Origin of the sequence: Hymenobacter cheonanensis (assembly GCF_030581075.1) — a bacterium.
GTDB lineage: Bacteria > Bacteroidota > Bacteroidia > Cytophagales > Hymenobacteraceae > Hymenobacter.
In genome coordinates this window covers 14,176-28,922 of the sequence record NZ_JAUQSW010000009.1, presented here as the reverse complement: position 1 = coordinate 28,922, position 14,747 = coordinate 14,176, and the positions used below count along the sequence as shown (strand labels likewise).

At 62.7% G+C, this 14,747-nt stretch carries 14 protein-coding genes; 9 read left to right on the top strand and 5 right to left on the bottom strand.

The window, feature by feature from the left end; genetic code table 11:
* The first annotated feature begins 47 nt into the window (after window positions 1-47).
* On the top strand, window positions 48-404 hold the full coding sequence (locus Q5H89_RS16410; RefSeq protein WP_305020428.1) for a thioredoxin family protein: 357 nt from the start codon (window positions 48-50) through the stop codon (window positions 402-404).
* A gap of 113 nt (window positions 405-517) precedes the next feature.
* Window positions 518-1,291, top strand: coding sequence for a YdcF family protein (locus Q5H89_RS16405; RefSeq protein ID WP_305020427.1), 774 nt, complete (start codon window positions 518-520; stop codon window positions 1,289-1,291).
* Between the two features lie 50 nt (window positions 1,292-1,341).
* Here the strand turns inward: Q5H89_RS16405 and Q5H89_RS16400 are convergent, their stop codons facing one another.
* Window positions 1,342-2,739 (bottom strand): NAD-dependent succinate-semialdehyde dehydrogenase, encoded by a 1,398-nt coding sequence (locus tag Q5H89_RS16400; protein ID WP_305020426.1) that lies wholly within the window; start codon window positions 2,737-2,739, stop codon window positions 1,342-1,344.
* 221 nt (window positions 2,740-2,960) lie between these two features.
* Here Q5H89_RS16400 and Q5H89_RS16395 point away from each other — a divergent pair, with 221 nt between their 5' ends.
* The 3 genes from Q5H89_RS16395 (at window position 2,961) to Q5H89_RS16385 (ending at window position 5,106) form a co-directional block, all read left to right on the top strand.
* The gene (locus Q5H89_RS16395; RefSeq protein WP_305020425.1) at window positions 2,961-3,521 is read left to right on the top strand and encodes an RNA polymerase sigma factor; all 561 of its coding nucleotides are present in this window, start codon (window positions 2,961-2,963) and stop codon (window positions 3,519-3,521) included.
* A gap of 14 nt (window positions 3,522-3,535) precedes the next feature.
* The gene (locus tag Q5H89_RS16390; RefSeq protein ID WP_305020424.1) at window positions 3,536-4,432 is read left to right on the top strand and encodes an anti-sigma factor; all 897 of its coding nucleotides are present in this window, start codon (window positions 3,536-3,538) and stop codon (window positions 4,430-4,432) included.
* A gap of 134 nt (window positions 4,433-4,566) precedes the next feature.
* Window positions 4,567-5,106, top strand: coding sequence for a heme NO-binding domain-containing protein (locus Q5H89_RS16385; RefSeq protein ID WP_305020423.1), 540 nt, complete (start codon window positions 4,567-4,569; stop codon window positions 5,104-5,106).
* Window positions 5,107-5,166: 60 nt separating this feature from the next.
* On the opposite strand, the gene xseB is transcribed toward Q5H89_RS16385, so the two are convergent.
* Both xseB and xseA read right to left on the bottom strand, forming a co-directional pair.
* A complete protein-coding gene (gene xseB / locus Q5H89_RS16380) occupies window positions 5,167-5,481 on the bottom strand; it encodes an exodeoxyribonuclease VII small subunit (RefSeq protein WP_305020422.1) in 315 nt (104 codons plus the stop codon).
* Between the two features lie 65 nt (window positions 5,482-5,546).
* Window positions 5,547-6,908, bottom strand: a complete 1,362-nt coding sequence (xseA, locus tag Q5H89_RS16375) for an exodeoxyribonuclease VII large subunit (protein ID WP_305020421.1) — start codon at window positions 6,906-6,908, stop codon at window positions 5,547-5,549.
* A gap of 158 nt (window positions 6,909-7,066) precedes the next feature.
* Here xseA and Q5H89_RS16370 point away from each other — a divergent pair, with 158 nt between their 5' ends.
* A complete protein-coding gene (locus Q5H89_RS16370) occupies window positions 7,067-9,115 on the top strand; it encodes a M13 family metallopeptidase (RefSeq protein ID WP_305020420.1) in 2,049 nt (682 codons plus the stop codon).
* Between the two features lie 265 nt (window positions 9,116-9,380).
* Window positions 9,381-11,447 carry a M13 family metallopeptidase gene (locus Q5H89_RS16365; protein WP_305020419.1) on the top strand — a complete coding sequence of 689 codons (2,067 nt, stop codon included), beginning with the start codon at window positions 9,381-9,383 and terminating at the stop codon, window positions 11,445-11,447.
* Between the two features lie 61 nt (window positions 11,448-11,508).
* Here the strand turns inward: Q5H89_RS16365 and Q5H89_RS16360 are convergent, their stop codons facing one another.
* Window positions 11,509-12,033 (bottom strand): hypothetical protein, encoded by a 525-nt coding sequence (locus Q5H89_RS16360; protein WP_305020418.1) that lies wholly within the window; start codon window positions 12,031-12,033, stop codon window positions 11,509-11,511.
* Between the two features lie 133 nt (window positions 12,034-12,166).
* Complete coding sequence (locus Q5H89_RS16355; protein WP_305020417.1) at window positions 12,167-12,394, bottom strand: hypothetical protein; 228 nt, start codon at window positions 12,392-12,394, stop codon at window positions 12,167-12,169.
* Window positions 12,395-12,616: 222 nt separating this feature from the next.
* On the opposite strand from Q5H89_RS16355, the gene Q5H89_RS16350 reads away from it, so the two are divergent.
* Entirely contained in the window at window positions 12,617-13,816 is a 1,200-nt protein-coding gene (locus Q5H89_RS16350; protein WP_305020416.1) for a zinc dependent phospholipase C family protein, read from the top strand.
* Window positions 13,817-13,949: 133 nt separating this feature from the next.
* On the top strand, window positions 13,950-14,690 hold the full coding sequence (locus Q5H89_RS16345) for a peptidylprolyl isomerase (RefSeq protein WP_305020415.1): 741 nt from the start codon (window positions 13,950-13,952) through the stop codon (window positions 14,688-14,690).
* The last annotated feature ends 57 nt before the right edge of the window (window positions 14,691-14,747 follow it).

Here is a 14,747-nt window from a genome sequence, read left to right as displayed (position 1 = left end):
TTGCCTTGCCCGGCCGTTTTTAGTAGCCCCTCCCAGCTGTTTGTTTTATGACTGAAGAAGCCCGCCAGTACGTCGTGGATACCGACGATGACCACCTGCGCCGCCTCACCCACGAGCACCTCAAGGTGTTTGCCAAATTCACTTCCGAAAACTGCGCTGTTTGCCAGGCGCTGGCCCCGCCCTTCGCCAAATTTGTAGACGACCCCGCCAACGTAGGAATTCTCTTCGTGCGCCTTAACTCGGACGAAAACCCGGTGGCCAAAAAAATGATGCAGGAAAAGGTGGCGCCCTTCTTCGTGAGCTACTGCCAGGGCCGCCTGCTCGAGTGCGATGCCCTCACCGAAGAAGCCCAGGTGGTGGCCCAGCTCAAGCGCCTGCGCGAGTTTGTGCCGGCCGTGGGCTAGGCCCCGGTAGCCCGCGCTGCCTTATTATTGCCGGCAGAAAGCTCGTTGGGCCGCCCGTGGCGCGGCCCAACGAGCTTTTTTACGACCATTCTTTTCACCTCACGCTATCCGGTTTGTTCTTTTTTCTGTCGAAGATTCTGCTCGTTGCTTTCTCGCCCGGCGCCTGGCTGATGGCCCTGCTGGGGGCCGCGCTGCTAGCCCGGCGCACCGGCCGCTGGCGTGCCCGCTGGCTGTGGGCGGCGGCCATTCTGCTGCTTGTGGGGGGCAACGATGCCTTGCACGACCTGGCCGTGCGGGCATGGGAAAAGCCGCCCGTGGCGCTCAGCGCCGTGGCCCCGGCCGATGCGGCGGTGCTGCTCACGGGCATTACCAATACGGGCCGGCGGCCCCACGACCGGGTGTATCTTAACCAAGGTGCCGACCGCTTCACCAATGCCCTGTGGCTGTACCGTGCCGGCAAGGTGCGGCGCATCATCATTTCGGGCGGGCTGGCTACGCTGCACCCCCAGCCCGGCGTGGTGCCCGAAGCCGAAGAGCTGGCCACCCTGCTTAAGCTGGCGGGCGTGCCGGCCCAGGATATTCTGCTGGAGCCGCGCAGCCACAACACCCGCGAGAACGCGCTCTTTACCAAGGCCCTGTTGCAGCAGCACCCCGATATTAAGTCGCTGGTGCTGGTTACGTCGGCCTTTCACGAGCGGCGGGCTCTGGCCTGCTTTGCCAAGGTGGGGCTGCACCCGGTGCCTTTCCCGGCCGATTTCCGCAGCCACGACCTGATGGTGACCCTCAGCTATCTGGTTATTCCGAGCACCGACGTGCTTACCCGCTGGAGCTCGCTGCTGCACGAGATGGTGGGCTTCGGCATCTACCGGCTAATGGGGTACTGCTGAGGGTCCGGAGTCAAAAATTTGGAATGAGGAAGTACCGCTTTGGTACTTCCTCATTCTGTTTTAGTGGGGTCGGGCTGAGCGGGCTTGGCAATCCAGACCGATTTCTGGTTGACAAACTCCCGGATGCCCACGTAGGACAGCTCGCGCCCGTGTCCCGATTTCTTGACGCCGCCAAACGGCAGCTCGGGCATCGATTTCACCATGCCGTTGATAAACACGGCGCCGCTTTCGAGCTGGCGCGCCATGGCCTCGGCCCGGGCCACGTCGCGCGTCCACACGGCCGCGCCCAGGCCAAACTCCGAGTCGTTAGCCAGGGCCAGGGCGTGGGCCACGTCGCGGGCCGTGAGCACCAGCGCCACCGGCCCGAATAATTCTTCGGCGTAGGCGCGCTGGCCTTTCTTCACGTTGGTCAAAATCATGGGGTCAAACTGGGCGGCCCCGGCCTTGGGCTGGCCGCCGGCCAGGGCAATTTTAGCGCCCTGGGCCACCGAGTCGGCCACCTGGCGGCTCAGCTCGTCGGCCAGGTCGGGGCGGGCCAGTGGGCCGTAGTCGGTGGCCTCGTCGAGCGGGTCGCCGTAGCGCAATTGCGCCAGGTGCCCTTTCAAGAGGCGCACAAACTCGGCCTGCACCGGCTTTTCGACAATAAAGCGCTTGGCCGCAATGCAGCTCTGGCCGGCATTAATCATGCGGGCCTGGGCGGCGGTTTTGGCGGCTAGCGGCACGTCGGCATCGGCCAGCACAATAAACGGGTCGGAGCCGCCCAGCTCCAGCACGGCCTTTTTGAGATGCTGGCCGGCGGCGGCGCCCACCGCCACCCCGGCCCGCTCGGAGCCCGTGAGCGTAACGGCCGCCACGCGGGCATCGGCCAGCAGCCGGGCCACCGCCTCGTTGCCGATGAGCAGCGTGCGAAACGCGGCCGGCGGCAAGCCCGCGTCGTGAAAAATGCTTTCCAGCGCCAGGGCGCACTGCGGCACGTTGGGCGCGTGCTTGAGCAGGCCCACGTTGCCGGCCATGAGGGCGGGCGCCGCAAAGCGCACCACCTGCCACAGCGGGAAGTTCCAGGGCATAATGGCCAGCACCACCCCCAGCGGCGCGTAGCTGATAAAGCTGCGCCCGGCGTCGGTTTTCACCTCCTCATCGGCCAAAAAGGCCTCGGCGTGGTCGGCGTAGTAGTCGCAGCAGGCGGCGCATTTCTGGGCCTCGGCGCGGCCATCGCGCAGGGGCTTGCCCATCTCGATGGCCATGAGGTGGGCTAGCGCATCCTGGCGCTCGCGCAGCAGCGCGCCGGCCCGGCGCAGCACCGCGGCGCGCTGGGCAAAGGTGGTAGCGCGCCACGCGCCGGCCGCCCGGTGCGCCTGGGCCAACAGGCGCGCGGTGGTGGCCCACGAAAACTCGGCAAAGCGGCGCAGCTGCCGGCCGGTATAGGGGTTTATCGAAGCAATAGCCATCGGAGTATCAGCTAATAAAGAACTAAAGGGGCAGCGCCGAATTTTTTGGCGCACTGGTGCCCCGGCATTTTATACAAACCGTACAGCAGGCGAGCGGGTTGTGCTGCCACGCGCAGCAGCTAGCCCCGCCCAACTGCCCAAAACCTAAAACTACCCTACATTCGCCGTTGGTTACCGAACGTTTCGGCTGGCTTCGTCGGTTTTGATTTCCTCTTTCACCCGTGTCCGACCTACCCCTTATATCCACCCCACCTGCCGCCGAGGCGGCACTGGTCGAACGCCTGCGGGCCGGCGACCAGTCGGCCATGACCGAGTTTTACGACCGCTACTCGGGCGCGCTCTACGGCGTCATCAACCGCATCGTCAAAGACGAGGAAGAAGCCGCCGATGTGCTGCAGGAAGCGCTGGTTAAAATCTGGCATTCCATGGCGGGCTACGACAATTCCAAGGGCCGCTTGTTTACCTGGGTGGTGAACATCAGCCGAAATTTAGCGATTGATAAAATCCGCTCGCGTCAGCATCGCGTAGGTTCTCGCACTCAGGGCCTCGACGATAGCCTGGCCGCCCAGCGCCAGGCCGCCCCGGATACTTTTCGCCCCGAGCACATGGGCTTGCAGGAAATTACCAGCAAGCTAGTGCCCGAGCAGCGCCAAGTCATCGACTTGCTCTATTTCGGCGGCTTCACCCAAAGTGAGGCAGCCGAAGAACTCAACCTGCCGCTGGGCACCGTGAAAACCCGGGCCCGCACTGCTCTGAAAATATTAGCCAAACTTATTCGCTAACAGCCGTTACTTCCGTGGAAGATTATCAAGAATATATCGAATCAGGCCGCCTCGAGCAATACGCGCTGGGCGAGCTAGACCCCGCCGCCCAGGCCGAGGTCGAAGGCTGGGCCGCCCGCTTCCCGCAGGTGCGCCACGAACTCGACGAGCTGCTGGCCGGCCTCGGCGTGTATGCCGAAGCCCACACCCTGGCACCCCCCGCCGGCCTGCGCGACCGCGTGCTGGGCCGCGTACTGGCCGAAATCGGAGCCGAGGCCCCGGCTTCGGTGGCCGCTAGCCCCCTGGCGGCAGCCCCAGCGGCCGAAGCCGCACCTACCATGCGGGTATCGGCCTCCAACCCGCGCCCTGCCGAAACCTATACCCCCGCACCGGCCGCCAGCTCGCGCAGTGGCTGGGCCATTGCGGCCTCGGTGGCGCTGCTGCTGAGCCTGGCGGCTAATGCCTTGCTGTACAGCCGCTGGCAGCAGGCCAGCACCGACCTGGTAGCGGCCCAAAACAGCCAGGCGCGCTTTGCCCAAACCTCGCAGGTGATGGAGCGCCGCCTCACCTCCACCCAGGAGCAGCTACACGTGCTGCGCTCGCCGCAGGAGTACAAGATGGTGGCCCTGGCCGGCACGCCGGCCCACGCCAGCGCCCACGCCCGCGTGCTCTACAACGTGGCCAGCCACCGCGTGTACCTCGATGTGCAGCAGCTGCCAAGCCTGCCCGCCGGCAAGCAGTACCAGCTGTGGGCCCTCGACAAAGGCAAGCCTGTGGATGCCGGGGTGCTGGCGGCCAACACCGCCGCCGGCGACAGCCTCCAGCAGATGAAGGACATTGCCAGTGCCCAGGCCTTCGCCATGACGGTGGAGCCCACCGGCGGCAGCGCCGGCCCCACGCTCACTACCATGACGGTTATCGGTAATATTTAATTAATTCGCTCTGCTTTCCGCGCGCGCCCGCTTTGCCTTCACCGGCGAGCGGGCGTTTTTTTGGGGTGCGGGCTAGCCCTCAACCTTTCGGGTTGGCCGCGCGTTGTACTGGTCAACACGCGTTAGCTTTCCTCATGCACGGTACCATTTTTACGCTCCTCAAGCGCTACGTTCAAACTCAGTACGACCACAGCACGTGGCTGAAGCTGGTGCAGGCGGCGGGCCTCGATTCGGGCGATTTCAGCCACAAGGAAGTGTATCCCGACGAGCAGATGTATGCGCTGATTGGCCAGGCGGCCGAGGCAACTGGTATTCCGGCCGGCGAGCTGCATGAAAAATTCGGCGAATACCTCGTGCCCGATTTAATGTACATGTACCAGAAGTACGTGAACCCCGACTGGCGCACGCTCGAAATGCTGGAAAATACCGAGCACAAAATGCACGACCAGGTGCGCCGCGAGCACCCCGAAAACTCGCCGCCCGTGCTGAAAGTCGAGCGCCTGAGCGAAAACGAGGTAATGATTAATTACGTGTCGCCGCGCCGCATGGGCGGGCTGGCCGTGGGCATTGTGCGGGGCCTGGCCGTTTATTATGATGAGGCCGACCGCATCGACGTGCTGCCCACCACCACCGAAGACGGCGAGCGCGTGCAAATTCACGTGCGACGAAATTAATTGCAGAAAAAACCCAAAAAAGGGCCTGAATTACGCACGTAATTCAGGCCCTTTTTTGGGTTAAAATAACCGGGGCTGGGTTGGTCGGCCCGGGCCACCGGGCTGGTAATCGTCGGGTTCGTCGTCTTCCGGTTCGTCGCCCTCGTCCTCAGCTAGGTCTTCTGCATCAGCCTCAGGCTCTTCGTCTTCCTCCTCATCAAGCGAATCGAATACGCGGTCGAGCGAGGCCTCGGCGTGGCGCAGCTTGTGGCGGCACAGGCGAATTAATTCGGCCGAGCGCTCGGCGCGGGCCGTTAGGTCGTCCACGTCTACCTGGTCGGTTTCGAGGCTGCGCAAAATAGTTTCCAGCTCCTGAATGGCTTCGTTGTAAGTCACTTGCTTGAATGATGAGTTAGGAATTATAAAGTATGAGTTGCGAAAATTCTGGTGAATGCAGCTACTTAATGCGAACGTAAAAGCTGATTTTCGCGGCGTAGAATATTCACCTCCGAGGTAAGGATTCTGGCCTCGTAGTGCGCCAGCAGTTTTTCAAATTTTCGCTGCGTAGTAAACTGCTGCTTTAATAATTGCTCGCGCTTGCGCTGGTGGTGGCGCACAAAGCGCCGCAACACCGTGCGCGAGCGGCGGCGCAGGCGCTGCTCCTCTTGCCCCAGGGCGCGGCGCGCCGCCTGCGGCAGCGTGTAGCGAAAGCTGGCGAGGTGCTGGCCTAGCTGGCGCAGGTGCTGGCGCGGCGCCTGGGCGGCCTGGCGGCTGCGCTGGCCCAGCGCCGCCTGGGCATGGCGTAGGTGCTGGCGGGCGGCCTCGCGCGAGTGGTCGGCCAGGTGCTGCACGTGGGCGTGGTGGCGGGCCAGGTGCTGGCGGCTGCGGTCGGCCACGCGGTCGGCCAGCTCCAGCACCAAGCTTTCGAGGCGGGCCAGGCGGTCTACCAGGAAGGCAGCCACGGCGGTGGGCGTTTTGAGGGCCCGGTGAGCCACTAAGTCTACCACCGCCTCGTCGCGCTCGTGGCCGATGCCCGTGAGCACGGGCAGCGGGAAGGCCGCCACGGCCGCCGCCAGCCCGTACTCATCGAAGGCCAGCAGGTCGGTTTTCGAGCCACCCCCCCGGATGATAATTACGACCTCAAACTGCCCCCGGCGCGGCCGAATGGCATCGAGCGCCGCCCGGATGCTGCCGGGCGCGCCGTCGCCCTGCATCAGGGCCGGGAAAAGCGTGAGGGCAAAGTCGTAGGGCGCTTCTTCGAGCTGGCGCACAAAGTCCTGGAAGCCCGCGGCGGTGGGCGAGGAGATAACGGCCAGCCGCTGCGGTCCCAGCGGCAGGGCTAGCTCCTGCTGGCGCTCCAGCAGGTCTTTTTCCTGCAATTTGCGCAGCGTGGCCAGGCGCTGGCGGGCCAGCTCGCCCACCGTGTAGCTCGGGTCGAGGGCCAGCACATCGAGCGAAAAGCCGTACTGCTCGTGGAAAGTCACCTTCACGCGCAGCAGCAGGCGCAGGCCGGGGCGCAGCTCCTGGCCGGTGGCCTCGGCAAAGGCGGGGGCTAGCTGGGCGTAGCGGCTGCCCCAGAGCGTGGCCCGCGCCTGGGCCGTGAAGCCCATCGCTTCGGCCCCGGCGGGCTCGGTGAGGGTGAGGTAGCAGTGGCCGCCGGCCTGGCGCGGGCGGGTCATCTCGGCCACTTCGGCTACCACCCAGTAGCTGTCGGGAAAGCGGTGGTGCAGGGCGGTGCGCACCTGGGCCAGCAGCGCGCCCAGGCTAAGCGGGGCGGCCGGCTCGGCCGGGGGGCTAGCGGCGCGGCGGTTGTAGAGAGGCATAGGAGTAAAAACGGCCGGTAACAGCAGGCCGAACAGCCAACGAACAGTAAAAGTACTTTCCGGGCCCCCGATAGTGCTGCAATAAGGCGGCCTCGGGAACCGACGCTTAACTTGCGCACCTTAACCCTGAAGTACAACCCATCCACTTTTTCTTTTTCATGTTTAAAAATTCCCGTTACCAGCGGGGCGCGGCCCTGGCCGTGGCCGCGCTGGGGCTGGCCGCCGCGCCAGCGCTGGCCCAAACTGCTAAGTCCGGCGTTGGCATCGACCCGGCCAATATTGACAAGTCGGTAAAACCCTGCGACAACTTCTTTCAGTATGCCAACGGCAACTGGCTGAAAAACAACCCCACGCCGGCCGCCGAAAGCCGCTGGGGCAGCTTCAACGAGCTGGCCGAGCACAACTACGCCACCCAAAAAGCCATTCTGGAAGACCTGGCGGCCCATGCCAGCACCGCCAAGCCTGGTACCAACGCCCAGAAAGTAGGCGACTTCTATGCCTCGGCCCTCGACACGATGGCCATCGAGCGCGCCGGCCTCAAATACCTGCAGCCCTACCTCACTAAAATAAACAGCCTCAAGACCCTGCCCGAGGTGCAGGCCTACCTCGCCGACCCTAAGAGCGTGAGCACCGGCTGGTATGACTTTGGGGTGGGGCAGGACGAGAAAATCAGCACCCAGTATGCCGTGCAGATGGGCCAGGGCGGCCTCACGCTGCCCGACCGCGACTACTACCTCAAGGACGATGCCCGCTCGAAGAGCATCCGGGCCGCGTACAAAACCTACCTGACGACCGTGTTTGGGCTGCTGGGCGATGCGCCCGCCCTGGCCACTGCCAACGCCGACGCGGTGATGGCCCTCGAAACCAAGATGGCCGAGGCCAGCCGCACCCGCGTAGACCTGCGCGACCCGCAGAAGAACTACAACAAAATGACCGTGGCCCAGGCCACCAAAGACTACCCCAACCTGGCCTTGCCGCTGGTGCTCAAAAACAACGGCCTCGGCGCCGCCAAGGAGGTAATTGTGGGCCAGCCCGAATTTCTGAAGGCTGCCAACGGCCTGCTGGCCAGCACGCCCATTGCCGACCAGCGCCAGTACCTGCGCTGGCACCTGGTGAGCAGCCTTACCTCGGCCTTGCCCAAGGCCTACGGCGATGCCGCCTTCCGCTATGCGCAGGCCCTGACCGGCGCCAAAAAGCAGCAGCCCCGCTGGAAGCGCAGCCTGCAAGCCACCGACCGCTCGCTGGGCGAGGCTTTCGGTGAGCTGTACGTGGCCAAGGCGTTTTCGCCGGCCGCCAAGCTCAAGGCTAAGGAGATGATTGAGAACCTGCGCAAGGCCTACGCCGAGCGCATTATGGCGACCGATTGGATGAGCGCCGCCACCAAGAAGGAAGCCATCGTGAAGCTCAATGCCTTCGCGGTGAAAATCGGCTACCCCGATAAGTGGAAGGACTACTCGAAGCTGAAAGTCACCCGCACCAGCTACCTCGATAACCTGATAGCCGCCCGCCAGTGGGCCGCGCAGGATAACCTGAGCCACTTTGGCAAGCCGATAGACCGAGGCGAATGGGGCATGACCCCGCCCACCGTGAACGCCTACTATAACCCGGCCATGAACGAGATTGTGTTCCCGGCCGGCATTCTACAGGCCCCGTTCTACGACCCCAAGGCTGATGACGCGGTGAACTACGGCGGCATTGGCGCGGTAATCGGCCACGAAATGACCCACGGCTTCGACGACCAGGGCCGGCAGTACGACGCCAAAGGCAACCTGCGCGACTGGTGGACCAAGGAAGACGGCGACAAGTTCAACGCCAAAGCCAAGATGGTGGGCCAGCAGTACAGCAAGTTCTCGCCCCTCGACTCGGTGTACGTGAACGGCGACCTGACGATGGGCGAAAACCTGGCCGACATTGGCGGCCTCACCATTGCTTACCAGGCCTTCCAGAAAACGGCCGAGGCCAAAGCCGGCAAGAGCATCGACGGCTTCACGCCTGAGCAGCGCTTCTTCCTGAGCTGGGCCACGGTGTGGCGCACCAACGACCGGCCCCAGGCTGTGCGTCAGCAGGTGCTCACCGACCCGCACTCGCCCGGCATGTTCCGCGCCAACGGGCCGCTCATGAACATGCCCGAGTTCTACAAGGCCTTCGGCTGCCAGCCCACCGACAAGATGGCGCGGCCAACCGTTGAGCAGGCGCGCATCTGGTAGGGGCTGCGCGGCGTCAGCCCGGGCGTAGCTGGCTTCTGGCCCACTAGGGAGTAAAAACCAAGCGGTTAGTAAAGAGGCCCGCGTGCGCCGCCTAATGCACGAAGCAACCACAGGAAACCCCGCTTCGGCCCCGAAGCGGGGTTTTTTGCGGAGGAATTTTTTGGCCCGCGCCTGCCTTTACGGTGGCATGATGCAACTGTGCAGCGGCGGTTACATCTATTGTCGTTAAGTTCGCCTCCCCCTTTTCTTCAAACCAATCTTTTCTATGTCCTCAATTACCTTTTCGCGGCTGGCCCTGGCTACGCTGGGGCTCGGCACCTTAGCCGCTACCACCGCCTTTGGGCCGCCCGCCCGGCGCACCGCGCCCCCTGCCCAAAAGGGCGTGGGCATCAACCTGGCCAATATCGACCAGTCGGTGAGCCCCTGCGAGGATTTTTATCATTACGCCAACGGCAACTGGATAAAGAACAACCCAGTGCCGGCCGCCGAAACCCGCTGGGGTGCCTTCAACGAGCTGGGCGACCGCAACATTGCGGTAGAAAAGCGCATTCTGGTGAAGGCCGCCGCCGACGCGCGCACGGCCAAGCCTGGCTCGAACGAGCAGAAAGTGGGCGACTTCTACGCGGCATCTATGGACACGATGGCCGTTGAGGCCGCCGGCCTCAAGTACTTGCAGCCGCGCCTCAACCGCATTGCCGGCCTCAAAAACCTGGGCGAGATTCAGCAGTACATGGCCGACCCCAAGTCATTTGGCACGGGCTGGTATGGCCTGGGTGTGCGCCAGGATAGCAAGAACAGCTCGCAGTACGTGGTGGGCATGAGCCAGGGCGGGCTAGGCCTCGGCGACCGCGACTACTACCTGAAGGACGATGGCCGCTCGAAAACCATTCGGGCCGCTTACAAAGCTTACATGACGAGCGTGTTTCAGCTGCTGGGCGATGCGCCGAGCCTGGCCGCTACCAACGCCGATGCCGTGCTGGCCCTCGAAACCAAGATGGCCCAGGCTAGCCGGGGCCGCGTGGAACTGCGCGACCCCAACAAGAACTACAACAAGGTGAGCGTGGCCCAGGCCGCCCAAGACTACCCTAACCTGGCGCTGCCCCTGCGCCTTAAGCAGGCTGGCCTGGGCAGCGCCCAGGACCTCATCATCGGCCAGCCCGAGTTTTTGGCTGCGGCTAACAATTTGATGGCCAACACGCCCATTGCCGACCAGCAGCAGTATTTCCGCTGGCACCTGGTAGAGGGCGTAACCTCGGCCCTGCCCAAAGCCTACGGCGATGCCAGCTTCCGCTTTCAGCAGGTGCTGACGGGCGCCAAGCAGCAGCAGCCCCGCTGGAAACGCGCCTTGCGCGCCACCGACGGTGCGTTAGGGGAGGCCTTCGGCCAATTGTATGTAGACCAGGCCTTCTCGCCCGCCGCCAAGGCCAAAGCCAAGGAAATGGTAGAAAACCTGCGCAAGGCCTACGCCGAGCGCATTATGGCCACCGACTGGATGAGCGCCGAAACCAAGAAGGAGGCCCTGCAAAAGCTCAACGCCTTCGCGGTGAAAATTGGCTACCCCGATAAGTGGAAGGACTACTCGAAGCTGAACATCACCCGCGAGAGCGCCCTGCAAAACCTGTTTGCCACGGCCGAGTGGCGCCGGGAGGACAATATCAAGAAGTTTGGCAAGCCGATAGACCGCACGGAATGGGGCATGACGCCGCCTACGGTGAACGCCTACTACAGCCCGAGCATGAATGAAATCGTGTTCCCGGCCGGTATTCTGCAGCCGCCTTTCTACGACCCCAAGGCCGATGATGCGGTGAACTACGGCGGCATTGGCGCGGTAATCGGCCACGAAATGACGCACGGCTTCGACGACCAGGGCCGGCAGTTTGATGCCAAGGGCAACCTGCGCGACTGGTGGACCAAGGAAGACGGCAGCAAGTTTACGGCCAAGGCCGACATGGTGGGCAAGCAGTACGACGCCTTCTCGCCCCTCGACTCGGTGCACGTGAACGGCAAGTTGACGATGGGCGAAAACCTGGCCGACATCGGCGGCCTCACCATTGCTTACCAGGCTTTCCAGAAAACGGCCCAGTTTAAGGCCGGCCAGAAAATCGATGGCTTTACCCCTAGCCAGCGCTTTTTCCTGGGCTTTGCCCAAATCTGGCGCGCCAACCAGCGCCCCGAGGCCCTGCGCCAGCAAATCCAGACCGACCCGCACTCGCCCGGCATGTACCGCACCAACGGCCCGCTCATGAACATGCCCGAGTTCTACGAAGCCTTCGGCTGCAAAGACGGCAACAAGATGGTGCGCGCTACGCAAGACCGCTCGCGCATTTGGTAAGCCTTTTGCAGTAATGCTAAACGACGAAAAGCCTGGCCGTATTGGTCAGGCTTTTTTTGTTTTAATCTATTGGATAATGGATGAAATCATAAAATTTTTCGCCATGCACATCATATTTAATAGACCAGCAATCCGCTCCTCTTATTGGCATTCTTACTGGACCATTCAACCAGTTAGTTGCTTTAGCAGAGCCTTCTGAGGAATTGGTAGCTAGGAAAAAAATGTAGAAATGAGGTTGGTGTTGATTATTGTAAAAGCCATAATACTGGCGACGATAAGCGACTAGTTTATAATCAGGAGGATAAAAGGGATGTGAAGAAAACGAGTTTAGCTTAAGGGATTTTGCTGTCAGTTTCTTCTCAATAAGAGCTACTTGTTGTTTAGTAGGCGTAAATCGTTCAATAGGTAAAGACGCACTATTCTTACGGTAAAAGGGAAGTGTAGCCGCTGCTGGAAATAGTGCACAGTCGGCCCCCGGTAGCTGGTAGCGCGTGGCAACGGTGGCTTTGCGGACAGGCAATACCTGCGCCTGGGCTAGCGGCGTAATCACACTTCCGGCCCACAATAGAAAGCTAAGAAAGTACATAGGATGAGAGCATTTGACTAGCAAGACAACCCCAGCCTGCACTCACGAAAAAGCCCGGCTCCTTTACAGAAACCGGGCTTTGCAGTCGCTACAGCCAGGAGCCTTGCGGCTCCGAATCTAAGGTACTCAAAAATTATTTATCGCTGTGGTCGGCGGCGTGGTTTTTGGCCGCGCGGCGCGAACTAGATTTGGCGCTGGCGGCGTGGCCGCTGGCCGTTTGGGCGTGGTGGGCGGCCGTTTTGTGGTCGCCGCTATCGGCGTGCTTGGCCGCTTCGGTGTGGTGCTTGGCGGCGGCGGTGTGGTGCGAGGCGGCGGTACGGTGGTGGTCGCCGGTGTTGCCTTTTTTGGTGGTGGTAGCCATGAGTAAAAAAGAATGGGTGGGAAATTTGTTCCTTCTACGCAGCGATAAGCTGGTCTGGCTAAAAAAGCCGGTGTAAAATTCAGGCATTTTAGAAAATGAATTTTCACTGAGCAAATGCTGAGGTCAGCTGGGGCGCGGCGCGTACTGGAAATGTGCGCGCCGCGCCCGAACTTCGGGCCCGTTGGCTATTCGCTTGCGTTATGCGCTAGTTCCTTTTATCAGATGAAAAAACTATTGTTGAGCCTGGGCCTGGCGGTCCTGCTGCTAGGCCCCGCCGCCCCGGCGGCCCGCGCCTGGGGCTTTTTGGGGCACCGCGTTATCACGCAGGTGGCCGTGTATGAGCTGCCGGCCAGTATGCAGGCCTTCTACTTTCGGCACCTGGCCGAGCTGGTGCGCCTGAGCACCGCCCCCGACGAGCGCCGCGCCCAGGACAAGGAGGAAGGCCCGCGCCACTTTATCGACATGGACCACTACTCGGAGGATAACCCCTTTGCCAAGGTGCCGCGCGACTATGAGGAGGCCGCCGCCAAGTTCTCGGCCGATACGCTCAAGAAATACGGCACCGTGCCCTGGACGGTGCTGGATACCAAGCAGCGGCTAGTCGATGCCTTTCGGCAGCGCGATACCACGGCCATCATCAAGTACTCGGCCGAGCTAAGCCACTACACCGCCGATGCCTTTGTGCCGCTGCATACTACGGTGAATTATGACGGCCAGCTCTCGGGCCAGACCGGCCTGCACGCCCTATGGGAAAGCCAGCTGCCCGAGCGCTTTCTCAACGACTACAAGCTTGATGGCGAGGAAGGTAAGGTGCTGAAAGACCCGCTGGCGGCCATCTGGGGCACTATTCAGGGCAGCTACGGCTTTCTCACGGCCACCTACGACCTGGAGGCTAAGACGGCCAAGGGCTTCACGCCCCAAACCAAGTACACGTTTTCGCACCGCTTTGGGCGCACCCAGCGCCGCTACTCCGATGCCTTTGCCGATGCCTACGAGAAGGAGGTGGGCGGCATGGTAGCCTTCCGCCTCAAGGGCGCCGCGCCCATGGTGGCCTCCATGTGGCTCACGGCTTGGCAGGAAGCCGGCCGCCCCGACCTGGGCACCCTCATGGCCCCCGCCAAGCTGGGCAAGGAAGAGAAAGAACAGCTCACCACCCAGCTCAAGGCCTGGAAAACCAACGCCCTGGCCCAGGACCACCTGCTGCTAGCCCAGCAAAAAGAGCAAAAGGCCGCCGCCGCCGACGAAATAAAAGCCGCCGACGGCGAGGCCGCCCCGCCGCCCCCGCCCGAGCCCGCTGCCCCCGCCGCCGCTAGCCCCGCTGCTGCCCCGGCGGCTGCTCCCGCTACCAAAGTGAAGGTGAAAACCAAAGCCGCCACCGGCACGGACAAGCAAAAAACCAAGGCCGCTGGCTTTACCTGGTAGCTAGCGGGGGATGCGCGTTCGTTCGCGGGCTCAACCCCCGGCCTCTTCTTTGCGGGCCGGGGGCGGGCGCCGAGGCGTTTGGGCTTGCCTGTAGCCGTTTTTTAGACCTAGCTGACTTACCGAAGTGCCTCATTTGCTGAAACCAGCCGCGGCCGCGCCCTGGCTGCTAGCCCTGCTGGCCGCCTGCGGCCCCGCCGACAAGCCCGCCGCTACGGCCCCGCCGCCCAAGCCCAAGCCGCCCGGCCCCGACATTGCGGCCCTCACCGACAGCACCGCGCCTGCCGCGCTGCTGGCCTACGGCCGCCAGTACCCCGGCTCGGAGGTGTTGTTTAAGACCCGGCTGGGTAATATTCGGGTGCGCCTCTTTGATGATACGCCGGTGCACAAGGCCAACTTTCTGCTGCTGGCCCGGCGCGGGGTGTTCGATGAAACGGTGTTCAACCGCGTGGTGAAGGACTTTGCCGTGCAGGGCGGCCAAACGAGCGGCGTGCGCAGTATTCACCTGCGCCGCTACCGCCTGCCGGCCGAAATCCGGCCCCAGCATTTCCATGTGAAAGGTGCGCTGGGCATGGCGCGCTACGACGACGAAATCAACCCCGGCCACCTGTCATCCAACACCGATTTTTACTTCGTAGTGGGGCAGAAGCTAGCCCCTTACCAGAGCAAAGCCGCCGCCGGCCGGCCCCTCACGCCGGCCCAGGTGCAGGCCTATGCCACTAGGGGCGGCGTGCCCTCGCTCGATGGCAAGTACACGGTTTTTGGCGAAGTAATCGAAGGCCAGGACGTGGTCGATAAAATCAACAAAGTGAAAGTGGACCCCCAGGATAAATGGCCCATCGAGGACGTGGCCATGAAGGTGGAAGTGGTGAAGTGAGCCGACAAGTACAAGAAGGTCGTCATGCTGAACGCAGTGAAGCATCTTGCTCGCGCC

Excerpts from the sequence above, each read along its gene's own strand:
- Q5H89_RS16410 (WP_305020428.1), top strand. The coding sequence starts at position 48 with ATGACTGAAGAAGCCCGCCAGTACGTCGTGGATACCGACGATGACCAC.
- Q5H89_RS16370 (WP_305020420.1), top strand. The coding sequence starts at position 7,067 with ATGTTTAAAAATTCCCGTTACCAGCGGGGCGCGGCCCTGGCCGTGGCC.
- Q5H89_RS16355 (WP_305020417.1), bottom strand. The coding sequence starts at position 12,394 with ATGGCTACCACCACCAAAAAAGGCAACACCGGCGACCACCACCGTACC.
- xseA (WP_305020421.1), bottom strand. The coding sequence starts at position 6,908 with ATGCCTCTCTACAACCGCCGCGCCGCTAGCCCCCCGGCCGAGCCGGCC.
- Q5H89_RS16365 (WP_305020419.1), top strand. The coding sequence starts at position 9,381 with ATGTCCTCAATTACCTTTTCGCGGCTGGCCCTGGCTACGCTGGGGCTC.
- Q5H89_RS16400 (WP_305020426.1), bottom strand. The coding sequence starts at position 2,739 with ATGGCTATTGCTTCGATAAACCCCTATACCGGCCGGCAGCTGCGCCGC.
- Q5H89_RS16385 (WP_305020423.1), top strand. The coding sequence starts at position 4,567 with ATGCACGGTACCATTTTTACGCTCCTCAAGCGCTACGTTCAAACTCAG.
- Q5H89_RS16350 (WP_305020416.1), top strand. The coding sequence starts at position 12,617 with ATGAAAAAACTATTGTTGAGCCTGGGCCTGGCGGTCCTGCTGCTAGGC.
- Q5H89_RS16360 (WP_305020418.1), bottom strand. The coding sequence starts at position 12,033 with ATGTACTTTCTTAGCTTTCTATTGTGGGCCGGAAGTGTGATTACGCCG.